We start from the raw sequence: 8,939 nt of genomic DNA, 5'->3' as shown, positions 1-8,939 counted from the left end.
CTTTGCCGCGGCAAAATCGGATCTGGCTTGCGAACTCATGCGCCACACGAGCCCGCCCGTGCGGGGACGTTACTGGCCGGCTGGCCGCCGCGTTTTTACACGGCCTCGGCCGAACTGAGCCAAGCACTTGCCTCGCAGCATGAACAGACTTGCCTGAGTCGGCCCGTCGCAAGTCCGCCTGACCTATTATGGTGGGCTCAAGGAGGACACACATGTATATCTGCGAAGCCAACCCGAATGTCGCCCAATGTTCGCGAATCAGGATGGCACAACCGACATGCGAGACGCGCCACAGATCAAACGCCGGTTGGTGATCGTCGCGGCACTTGCGCTCCCCGCGTTCGTGTATCGAGGCGTCGTGCAATTGTCCGGATACCTGGATTCAGAGCCACAGATTCAGAAAGCGCTTGTCGTGACGCGCTGCGTGCCGGGGGTGCGATCTGTGAGCAACGATCTGCACCTCAGGCCGCAACAATGCGCGCGCGCCGAAAACAGATGACGAACGAATAACGCAGGAGAGCGCGCCAAAGCAGGGCTGCCTCACAAATGACAGGATCCAGTCTCTGTCGTCGACGGACGAAAGAGCACCACCCTTTGCACCGTGACCAAAGAGCCAACCGAAAAACAGTGTCGGCGCGAGTGAAAATGTGGACTTCCGTCATCGGACGCTCGTCTGCCATGAACCGTACCGGTCTGCGGCCTATAACGATATGTCCGGCCGAGCATCTTCACGATCGGTTATTGGTTGCCGGCATTAAAAACCGACGCCGATGCCCACACCGCCGCCGACGGTACCTCCACTAAAACTTCCGCCACCAACGCCGATCCCTATGCTCGTGCCCGGCGTGTAGTAGCCTGGACCGTAGCCATACGCCGGGTCGCCATAGCCATAAGGTTGGGCAGCAACACAGCCAGACATCGCGACCGCGAAGGTCATTATTCCGAGCAGCCTGATCACTGTCTTCTCCCGTTTATACAATACTAAGACCCCGTTTCGGTTCGCGAACCATCGCAACGCCCCCGGCAGTTCGCTGTCATTGCACGAATTCAGATCAAGACCTCACCGTCCAAAGTGAGTGCCAAATTCACGACGCCCTGTGTTCCGCCATCACGTGAACCGTGAGGGTGCGTTCTTTCCAGAACATGGAGTGCACACGCGGCTGCAGGTGGCGCAGCACGTGCGTGGTCACCTCATCGAAACCAAGCACAACTGCAGGACGTCTCCCCGTCCCGCTGATGCGTTCTATCGTGTCGAAATGCGGAAACCCATATTCACAGAGGAATTCGTCAATTTCATCGTCAGTTGTCTCGGTTTCGACATTGGCTACCCAGAGCATTCCCATCACGTTCTCCCTCGCGTAGATAGTCCATTCGTTTTTATTCTAGAAGATGGTCAAGCCATTTTTGGTACCGATCCGGAGCATCCTGAGACTTGACCGACCGTCTGAAGTCTGCCGGCAAGCAGCCAGGTTGGCCTTCGGAGGACTACAATCAAGCTGTAACACCGGCGGTGGGCATACCGCACAAAGGATCGTGCCATGACTGCATATCTGATTGCCGATGTCGATGTAACAGACCCCTCCCTTTTTGCAGAATACATACGAGAAGTAGCGGCTACTGAGGCGCGCTACGGCGGAAGATATCTGGGCCGTGGTGGTCTAACCAAGGTTCTCGAATGCGATTGGCAGCCGCATCGTCTCGTCATTGTCGAGTTCCCGGATATGGGTTCATTGACGGCTTGGTACGAACCGCCAGAGTACGCCCGCCTCAAGGCGATCCGTGAACGATGTGCGAAGACGAGGATTATCGCGCTAGATGGGATAGCGACCGTAACGTCGTAGTGAGTCGATCTATGACGAGCGTCGCGGGTTTCTATCGTCGCTCGAAAGGCGGTCCATCCCCTGTGGACGGTCCTTCGCGACGAATTCGCGGCGGCCCGTTCGTGGCCCGATCGCTGTCGCATGAATCGGCATGTTCTAGCCCGACGCGACCCGTTGCAGACCGTCACACTAATTTGGGCATGAGCGTCCGTTTGGCGGAAAGGCGAGTTCATTGCGGTTGCCGACGGGAATGCGATCTGGTCGCGGTTAGCAACGGTCCTGACGTAGAGTGACATTTGACATTGCGCTTCGGTCGGGTGACGGTTCAATCGGGTAATCATCTTCGTCTGATCAGTTTCCCCACGACGGGAGGCAGTCTTGTGAACGCATTGACATATGAGCCCAATGTGGACACGAACGAGCCCGTTCTTGACACCGTCGACCGGGTTTCGGAGCTGTGCTTCGGTCTGTTCATGGCGGTGTCGGATGGGAACCTGGAGCCTATCCGACTAAGGCTCGCGTCGAGGACGGATCTGCCGGACCGCCAACGCTTCGTCCAGGGCGATTTCCTCGGCGCACTGGGCATCTTCATCGTTATTGTCTTTGGCGTCCTTCTGACGGTGGCTATCATCACGCTGGGCAGCTGAGTTGCGCTAGTGATGTGGCCAGACGTTGCGGCGCATCGGAAGATCAGGAATGTGGTTAGATCTTTGCCGGTCAAGGAGACGAAATGCGACGAATCACCTATAAGCACGTGCTTTTCGTGATGGCCTTGACGGGGAGTCTTTCACAATCCGTTACAGCGCAATCGGAGTGCGCCGCGGCGAACGACAACGATGACCAGATATGTAGTGTTAGTTGTCCCTTGGGTCAAACCGCTACCTGTTCTACGGGTATAGGTTCCAGTGCGCCGAAATGCGCATGTTCCAGCGCTTCTGTTTCGCTTGATCCAACCGCTAGGCAATTTCGCGGAACCCGTGCATCGAAGACCGATGGCCCCTGGGCTGATCGCGAGTAAAAGCATGCCGGACACCTGCCCCGTACGCTGAAAAGACACTCCAACGACCGTCTTCTCGACGTTGAAGCGGTGATTTCTGAATAGGGATTGTAGTCATGGGATATCCCGCATGAAGGTGATCACGCCGGCTGTCTATTGGTAAGCGCGTCTCGAGTCTTGCAATTACCCACATCTTTGCCGCGAAACCTGGTAACCTGGGATACATCACGCTCCATGCGTCAACGAGATGGTCGGCAAGCGACGGAAGGATGATCGATCGTGGGTGGATCTTGAAGTCCAGGGAAGCGAATTCCGGGACACACGCTTGCGCCGTCGCTTCGCATCGCTGCTGGAAGAGCTGTGGGATGGCATGGGGCAGACTATTCCGTTCGCGTGCCAGGACTGGGCTTCGACCAAGGCTGCGTACAGGTTTCTATCGAACGAGCGCGTCAACGAACACGATATCCTGAGCGGGCATTTCCAGGCGAGCGCTGAACGTGTGAAGGCTACCGATGGGCCGGTGCTCGTCCTGCAGGACACGACTACATTCTCGTACCAGCGCGAGCGCCCCGAACTCATCGGCTACACGGGCAAGACGACCCTGCGCACGGGGAAAGACGGTACGGGTCCGCGACAGCCACTCACGCAATGCGGCATCCTGATGCATTCAAGTCTTGCTGTCAGTGCCGATGGATTACCACTTGGCCTGGCGGCGGTGAAGTTCTGGACAAGAAAGCGGTTCAAGGGCGCTTCGGAACTCAAGCGCCATATCAATCCCACGCGCGTTCCGATTGAGGAAAAGGAAAGCTGGCGCTGGCTGGAGAATATGCGCCAGTCGACTGAGCTTCTCGACGATCCTGTGCGTTGCATTCACATCGGCGATCGGGAAAGCGACATTTACGAGCTGTTTTGCACCGCATACGAACTTTGCACCTACTTCCTTGTGCGTACCTGCGTCGACAGGCTCGCGGTAGATGGTCAGCACACGATCTCCAAAGTCATGCAGCAGGTTCAGGTCAAGGGGCTCCATCGCGTGGAGCTTCGCGACACGAAAGGCCGTCCGATGACCGCGACGCTCGAACTGCGCTACCAGCATATGACTGTTCTGCCGCCCATCGGCAAGCAAAGCCGTTACCCTGCGCAACAGCTAACAGTTCTCTACGCACAGGAACGCGATCCACCGCCAGGGCGTGCCCGCATCGAATGGAAGCTGATCACCAACCTGCCTGTCCGCTCTCGTACAGAGGCAATCGAAAAGCTCGACTGGTACGCAATGCGTTGGAAAATCGAGACCTTCTACAAGATTCTGAAATCGGGCTGCAAAGCCGAGGAGTCCCGGCTTCGCACAGCCGACAGGCTAACGAACCTGATTGCAGTCTTCTGCATCCTGAGCTGGCGCGTATTCTGGCTCACCATGCTCGCCCGATCGGCGCCGCAGGCGGATGCAGAACTCGCGTTCACGCACACCGAAATCGAACTGCTTGAACGCATCGTTCACGATACACCGCACAACGCGCAAGCTCCGCCGCTCGTGCGCAACGTTATCAGGCTTGCTCAACTCGGTGGTTACCTTGCGCGCGCCAACGACCCTCCGCCGGGCAATACCGTCATGTGGCGCGGGATGCGACGTTTGACCGACATCCAGATCGGATATGAGCTTGCGCTAAAAAGAAGTGGGTAATTGCAAGGTCTCGAGTGCCGTCTTGACGACGGCATCGTGATGGTCAGTTGTTTACGCGAAGCTGATCCGCGGTGACCCACGGCATGAGTTCGTCTACGCGGTTGATGGCATGGTCGGCGATGCGTGAGAGCACACGAAGCGCAGATATGCTTCGGGATCGATGTCGTTGAGCTTTGTTGTTCCGATGAGACTATAAATCGCGGGCTGGCGTTAAGCGATCGGCGGCCGACCACTGCGCGCTCATTGTCGCCTGAAGCACGCCTACGGAAAGGAATGGCGAGCCTCGTGCATATCAGAGTAGCGGCATGCACCCGCGCGAAAGACCGTTTTCCGAATGAGAACAGGTGCTAGGATGTCCTGGCATCAACTATCAGGAGGGGTTTATGTATCCCGAGTTTTCAGTTTCAAGCGCAAGAGTTCCGATCCTGGGTGATTACGTCGCCTTCAAAATCCACAATGGGGACATCACGACGCGCGCAAAAATATCCAGGAATGCGCTCGGGGTCCTTGGGCGTGGCAGCTTCGAGCCAGACACTTGGGTCTTCGAGCAACATAAGGAAGAGATTCGAGCGGCGGCATATCAAAAGTACGTCGACCATCCAGGCTCTCACCTCATTTCGCTCCGCAGCGAGGACCTTTGACAGCAACACGCGATGTACAAGGTGCTTCAATACCGCGGCTACACCGCCGATTGCACACCACGCGTGCTTGATGACGGTACTTTCGGCACACAAGTCATATTCACGAAGATCGGTTTCTACCCGGAGGCTTCGTACAAGAGCCGGCTGGCCTCAAGACCGAAAACGAAGCGATCGCACACGCGACGGAGTTCGCGAGAGATTGGCTTGATCGGAAGGCCTGGGTCAGGACGCAGCTCTGCATGATTGTCTGCAGAACAGGAATTCGACCATGGAAGATCGACAGGAACGCCGCGGCTTCGTTATCACCGTCGGCGTAAAGGATGAGGTGGCCGGTGGATCGATGATTACTCTGATGATTGCTACGCCACTGAAGCGGGGTGATATCCAAGGAGGATCGCCGATACCAAAGCCGGAACGCTACCGTTCGTCTAGCACTGGTGCCGCCGCGGTCAGCGAAGCGATTGATCGGGCCAAGAATGCGATCGACGATGCGCTCGCGCCTCGCGACCCCTTCGGGGATTGAGCGCTCTAATGTGCATCACGCCGCGAGCCCACGCTCGCTAATAGGATTGCGCCCGCGCCTGAGCGCACCCTGCAGCAAAATAGATGTCGCACTCTCCGACGTCGGACGGCATTCGGCGGACCTTATTCTGGCAGCCAACGATGCTAGGAAGGGGCGGCGAAGACCTGTCATTTAGTAACGCACGCGTCACTATCTGTGCATGGTGACCTGCGCAGCTCGCTCAAAGGTCTCGTTTCCACGGCAGCAACGGGTCAAAAGCGCCAATTCGCCGTACACCGAGACGGACGTTGCGGGCTTGCGCTATCGGAAAGACGTGAACGGCGAGAATGGCCGATGGGACTAAAGAACATTTCATCGAAGAAATGAACGCTCGTGATTTTGTGACGGACGCCGCGACCCGGCACGGTCGATCATTCAATCGCGTTGGAGTGCCCAGGGAAATCATCGAACACTCCCGTGTCGGGATAGGATCACCTCCCGCTGGCACCCCTGTAGTCTTTAGTGCAGGCGTCATCGTCGACTCGCGTGATTGATTGATCGTGCTGTGTCTCTGAAGATGTGACCGCTGCCTCGGTGCCCTCGAACGGCAAACATATTCGCTGCGAACGAGAGGATTCGACGGGACGTTAGCGCATTTAAGGGCGGTTTGTCCGAGGTGCGGATGCGCCGTTACTCATTGCGGACGACAGGATGCAGGTAGTTTTCTTTACGCCGAAAGACGCTCGATTTCGTCGAACAGCATGAGAAGTCGGGCCACACGGGTCTTGCCATCGGATAGCAGACGCTGGTGCGCGGAAAGCGAAATAATACGACGATGCCAGTACCGTAGTCCAAGCGGGATGTCCGGCGCAAGAAGCGGAACGACGTATTCAAGGTGCGCCAGTTCGTCTTCGAATTGATTGTGCAGCATTTGTTCCCCAGCAGCGATCTCGTGTCCGCGACGATTGTCGACTGACTGCGGTTGAACGTCTGCCCGCTACCGTACAAGGTATGAAGTGATACCCAACCCTCATGTGCAGTTTTTGATGCCACGTCATACAGGTCGACAAGCGGTACGACACCGTACAGACAAGCCGTCGCCGGCTCATTACGCTGAGTGCTCAAAGGTAGACAAACGCGGCTTGCCTCAGCTGGATTCGCGACCGCGCAGAAGACGTAGCTTCACGCAAGAGTCGGGATGGGCTACGGGCGTTGTCGCGCCACCAGCGCTCAGAATGATTCGACATGAATATGGGCGTTCCTGTACCGATCGTCGGGGTCGTACTGCTGGTCTCTGCGCTGCCACGATGGCCGCCTAGCCGAAGGTGGAGATACTTCCCGAGCAGCGTGCCAGGAGTGGTCGCGCTTGCCGTACTTGTACTGGTTTTGATGGGAAAGACGTAAGACACGCGTTCTCGCTACAGGTTGATCCGGCCATATCTAACGCCATAAATTCAGGGAAGACCATGACTTACGCGATGTGGGGCATTTTGACAGCCATGATGTTGATTTTCTCGGTCTCCTTTCACCGATATCGGAAAAGCGTAGCGCGAAAGCAGGAGATTCGCTGGTTGAGCGAGCACCACGCGATCGACAGGCTGCGCGATAGACTCGGTTTGTAGTCATGCTTCGGGTATGCACAGCAAACCCGGACAGCTCGGTCTGCGCGGAGTGATTTCCGGGAGCACCGGGCACGTGTCACGTTGTAAAGACTGGCTCTGGAGGAATGGACGAAATGACCCTGAACTACGCAGGCAGGTCGCACGATGAAGCCGTCGCAGCGCGACACAAGCAGAAACAGAACGCGCAGGAACAGGCGGGCGGCGTCATGGCAATAGAAGGCACGGAGTCCGACGCCGAGCATAGTTGCGGCGAGCTATCCGAGCAAGGCAAGCAGGTATGGCGGACTGGAAGCGGAATCGACGGCGGCGGGAAGGAGTGACGCGATCGTGTCAATTCGACGTCAGGCACATGGAGCAATTCATTCCGTCCGTATCGCTCACCAGCCAGCAAGTGTATTGAATGAAGCCCGGGAAACGTACAACGCCGTCAGGCACTGTACGCCACCGATGTTGTGCCAGCTTATAGAACCTGCCAGAGCGACCCTTTACCCGTTTTTTGTTTCCCCGTTTCCACACGAGGCTGCGTCCTCTTGTTTGAACCGCCCATGGTCAGGATCGCATCGAGCCGCTGCCAGCGCCTAGCCATTTCCTCGCGTGCCTGATCCATCGCTTCGGCTTTCTGTATGGGATCTCCGCGGCGTCTCGCTCTTCAATTTCCGCGGCAACCGGCATACCATCATCCGACGCACGCTGCATGGCTTCTCGGCGTCTTTTGCTTTCTGCCAGCTCTTCCGCATTGACCTGGTCATCGTTCATGATCCACTCCTGTGAGACATACTGGTTCGCCGACAGGCGGTTAGCGCCGCCCTGATAGCCGGGACGGCGCGACATATCGTAACGGTGTTCGTGACGCACACGTCATCCGTCCACGAAGACCCGTTGGGAAACAGGCATACTGGACAACTGTCCTTCGTACCGGCTCGCAAGTTCGTGGACGACAGCCAGCGTGATCAACGCAGCGCGTGTGATGTGACGTCCTCTTGCTGCCAGATCGACTTGCTGCAGCAGACTTTCAGGCAGACTGAACTGGATACCCACGGCCTGCGAGGTAACTGGCGCGCGATTGATGTCGACAAACGTCCAGATTCCCTCTCCATCGTCCATGTCGAGCACATGCGATTCCGATGTACTGCAGGTGGGAGCTGGTGTGAGTTGCTCGCTGCGGTCATAGGCCAATTCGACAGCCCCCTGCGCGTCGCTCTTCAGTCCATCCATCGAATTGCCGTGCGCAACGGCTCGGGGGAAATTGGGAGAACTGGCGCGAAAGCCAGTGTCGCCATCGCGGTGCACACAAAACGGATATTGCATGTCCTGCTCCACTCCAGCTGCGGACCGACTGGCATTCAGTCAGAGTCTGCTCGCCTGAACGTTGCCGTCGACGATGTCCCTGCCGTATTGCATCGCGAGGTCGATGGCATCACCCGCGGTGGTGGGACTTGTTGTAGTGAACAACGTCGCATAGCGCCGGGCCTTTGCCTCGCCGGGCTGAATGGTGTCGATGCGCACAACAGACGAAAACTGCCGCGGACCTTTGGCATACGGGTCACGGTGCAGCGGAAACTCTTGATGAGAGTACGCGCGTAACTCGTATCCTCTGTATTCGATGGTGGGAATGGTCATGATGACGCGCTCCGTAAATGGTGCTGACCGTCATTGAACTGTGCCTGTCCGGATGC

General features: G+C 57.2%; 14 protein-coding genes and 1 pseudogene. 8 read left to right on the top strand and 7 right to left on the bottom strand.

From position 1 onward, the window contains the following. Positions 1-247 precede the first annotated feature (247 nt). Positions 248-499, top strand: coding sequence for a BON domain-containing protein (locus HV675_RS22610; protein ID WP_343056839.1), 252 nt, complete (start codon positions 248-250; stop codon positions 497-499). Between the two features lie 255 nt (positions 500-754). Here the strand turns inward: HV675_RS22610 and HV675_RS22605 are convergent, their stop codons facing one another. Together HV675_RS22605 and HV675_RS22600 are read right to left on the bottom strand one after the other, a co-directional pair. Further along, complete coding sequence (locus HV675_RS22605) at positions 755-958, bottom strand: hypothetical protein (protein ID WP_175113352.1); 204 nt, start codon at positions 956-958, stop codon at positions 755-757. Between the two features lie 127 nt (positions 959-1,085). Next, entirely contained in the window at positions 1,086-1,343 is a 258-nt protein-coding gene (locus HV675_RS22600; RefSeq protein ID WP_175113351.1) for an RNA-binding protein, read from the bottom strand. Between the two features lie 195 nt (positions 1,344-1,538). On the opposite strand from HV675_RS22600, the gene HV675_RS22595 reads away from it, so the two are divergent. From HV675_RS22595 to HV675_RS22585, 3 genes are all read left to right on the top strand, one after another. Further along, positions 1,539-1,841: a DUF1330 domain-containing protein gene (locus tag HV675_RS22595; protein ID WP_175113349.1), complete on the top strand. Its 303-nt coding sequence runs from the start codon at positions 1,539-1,541 to the stop codon at positions 1,839-1,841. A 386-nt stretch (positions 1,842-2,227) separates the two neighbouring features. After that, on the top strand, positions 2,228-2,467 hold the full coding sequence (locus HV675_RS22590; RefSeq protein ID WP_175113347.1) for a hypothetical protein: 240 nt from the start codon (positions 2,228-2,230) through the stop codon (positions 2,465-2,467). 633 nt (positions 2,468-3,100) lie between these two features. Continuing rightward, positions 3,101-4,498: an IS4 family transposase gene (locus HV675_RS22585; RefSeq protein ID WP_246270478.1), complete on the top strand. Its 1,398-nt coding sequence runs from the start codon at positions 3,101-3,103 to the stop codon at positions 4,496-4,498. A 43-nt stretch (positions 4,499-4,541) separates the two neighbouring features. On the opposite strand, the pseudogene HV675_RS22580 reads toward HV675_RS22585, so the two are convergent. Next, positions 4,542-4,708 (bottom strand): annotated as a pseudogene (locus tag HV675_RS22580) (transposase domain-containing protein); the annotation flags it as partial. Between the two features lie 173 nt (positions 4,709-4,881). Here HV675_RS22580 and HV675_RS22575 point away from each other — a divergent pair. Together HV675_RS22575 and HV675_RS22570 are read left to right on the top strand one after the other, a co-directional pair. After that, the gene (locus HV675_RS22575) at positions 4,882-5,139 is read left to right on the top strand and encodes a hypothetical protein (protein ID WP_175113344.1); all 258 of its coding nucleotides are present in this window, start codon (positions 4,882-4,884) and stop codon (positions 5,137-5,139) included. A 268-nt stretch (positions 5,140-5,407) separates the two neighbouring features. Beyond that, positions 5,408-5,662: a hypothetical protein gene (locus HV675_RS22570; RefSeq protein ID WP_175113343.1), complete on the top strand. Its 255-nt coding sequence runs from the start codon at positions 5,408-5,410 to the stop codon at positions 5,660-5,662. Positions 5,663-6,368: 706 nt separating this feature from the next. On the opposite strand, the gene HV675_RS22565 is transcribed toward HV675_RS22570, so the two are convergent. Next, on the bottom strand, positions 6,369-6,572 hold the full coding sequence (locus tag HV675_RS22565; RefSeq protein WP_175113341.1) for a hypothetical protein: 204 nt from the start codon (positions 6,570-6,572) through the stop codon (positions 6,369-6,371). A 314-nt stretch (positions 6,573-6,886) separates the two neighbouring features. Between HV675_RS22565 and HV675_RS22560 the strand changes: the two genes are divergently transcribed. Further along, a complete protein-coding gene (locus HV675_RS22560) occupies positions 6,887-7,045 on the top strand; it encodes a DUF3309 family protein (RefSeq protein ID WP_343056838.1) in 159 nt (52 codons plus the stop codon). Positions 7,046-7,376: 331 nt separating this feature from the next. Beyond that, positions 7,377-7,583, top strand: coding sequence for a hypothetical protein (locus HV675_RS22555; protein ID WP_175113339.1), 207 nt, complete (start codon positions 7,377-7,379; stop codon positions 7,581-7,583). Positions 7,584-7,812: 229 nt separating this feature from the next. Here the strand turns inward: HV675_RS22555 and HV675_RS22550 are convergent, their stop codons facing one another. The 3 genes from HV675_RS22550 to HV675_RS22540 form a co-directional block, all read right to left on the bottom strand. After that, positions 7,813-8,019 carry a hypothetical protein gene (locus HV675_RS22550; RefSeq protein ID WP_175113337.1) on the bottom strand — a complete coding sequence of 69 codons (207 nt, stop codon included), beginning with the start codon at positions 8,017-8,019 and terminating at the stop codon, positions 7,813-7,815. Positions 8,020-8,121: 102 nt separating this feature from the next. Then, the gene (locus tag HV675_RS22545) at positions 8,122-8,571 is read right to left on the bottom strand and encodes a type II toxin-antitoxin system HicB family antitoxin (protein ID WP_175113335.1); all 450 of its coding nucleotides are present in this window, start codon (positions 8,569-8,571) and stop codon (positions 8,122-8,124) included. 39 nt (positions 8,572-8,610) lie between these two features. Continuing rightward, positions 8,611-8,883: a hypothetical protein gene (locus HV675_RS22540; protein ID WP_175113333.1), complete on the bottom strand. Its 273-nt coding sequence runs from the start codon at positions 8,881-8,883 to the stop codon at positions 8,611-8,613. Between the last annotated feature and the right edge of the window lie 56 nt (positions 8,884-8,939).

The organism is Paraburkholderia solisilvae (assembly GCF_902859875.1).
Lineage (GTDB): Bacteria > Pseudomonadota > Gammaproteobacteria > Burkholderiales > Burkholderiaceae > Paraburkholderia > Paraburkholderia solisilvae.
Note: the sequence above shows the minus strand (reverse complement) of the source record. Positions and strands in the feature narration are given on the sequence as shown.

Bases quoted from the DNA above. Each gene is read 5' to 3' on its own strand.
- HV675_RS22540 (WP_175113333.1), bottom strand. From the start codon at position 8,883: ATGACCATTCCCACCATCGAATACAGAGGATACGAGTTACGCGCGTAC.
- HV675_RS22600 (WP_175113351.1), bottom strand. From the start codon at position 1,343: ATGGGAATGCTCTGGGTAGCCAATGTCGAAACCGAGACAACTGACGAT.
- HV675_RS22565 (WP_175113341.1), bottom strand. From the start codon at position 6,572: ATGCTGCACAATCAATTCGAAGACGAACTGGCGCACCTTGAATACGTC.
- HV675_RS22575 (WP_175113344.1), top strand. From the start codon at position 4,882: ATGTATCCCGAGTTTTCAGTTTCAAGCGCAAGAGTTCCGATCCTGGGT.
- HV675_RS22555 (WP_175113339.1), top strand. From the start codon at position 7,377: ATGACCCTGAACTACGCAGGCAGGTCGCACGATGAAGCCGTCGCAGCG.
- HV675_RS22610 (WP_343056839.1), top strand. From the start codon at position 248: ATGTTCGCGAATCAGGATGGCACAACCGACATGCGAGACGCGCCACAG.
- HV675_RS22570 (WP_175113343.1), top strand. From the start codon at position 5,408: ATGGAAGATCGACAGGAACGCCGCGGCTTCGTTATCACCGTCGGCGTA.
- HV675_RS22550 (WP_175113337.1), bottom strand. From the start codon at position 8,019: ATGAACGATGACCAGGTCAATGCGGAAGAGCTGGCAGAAAGCAAAAGA.
- HV675_RS22595 (WP_175113349.1), top strand. From the start codon at position 1,539: ATGACTGCATATCTGATTGCCGATGTCGATGTAACAGACCCCTCCCTT.
- HV675_RS22545 (WP_175113335.1), bottom strand. From the start codon at position 8,571: ATGCAATATCCGTTTTGTGTGCACCGCGATGGCGACACTGGCTTTCGC.
- HV675_RS22560 (WP_343056838.1), top strand. From the start codon at position 6,887: ATGAATATGGGCGTTCCTGTACCGATCGTCGGGGTCGTACTGCTGGTC.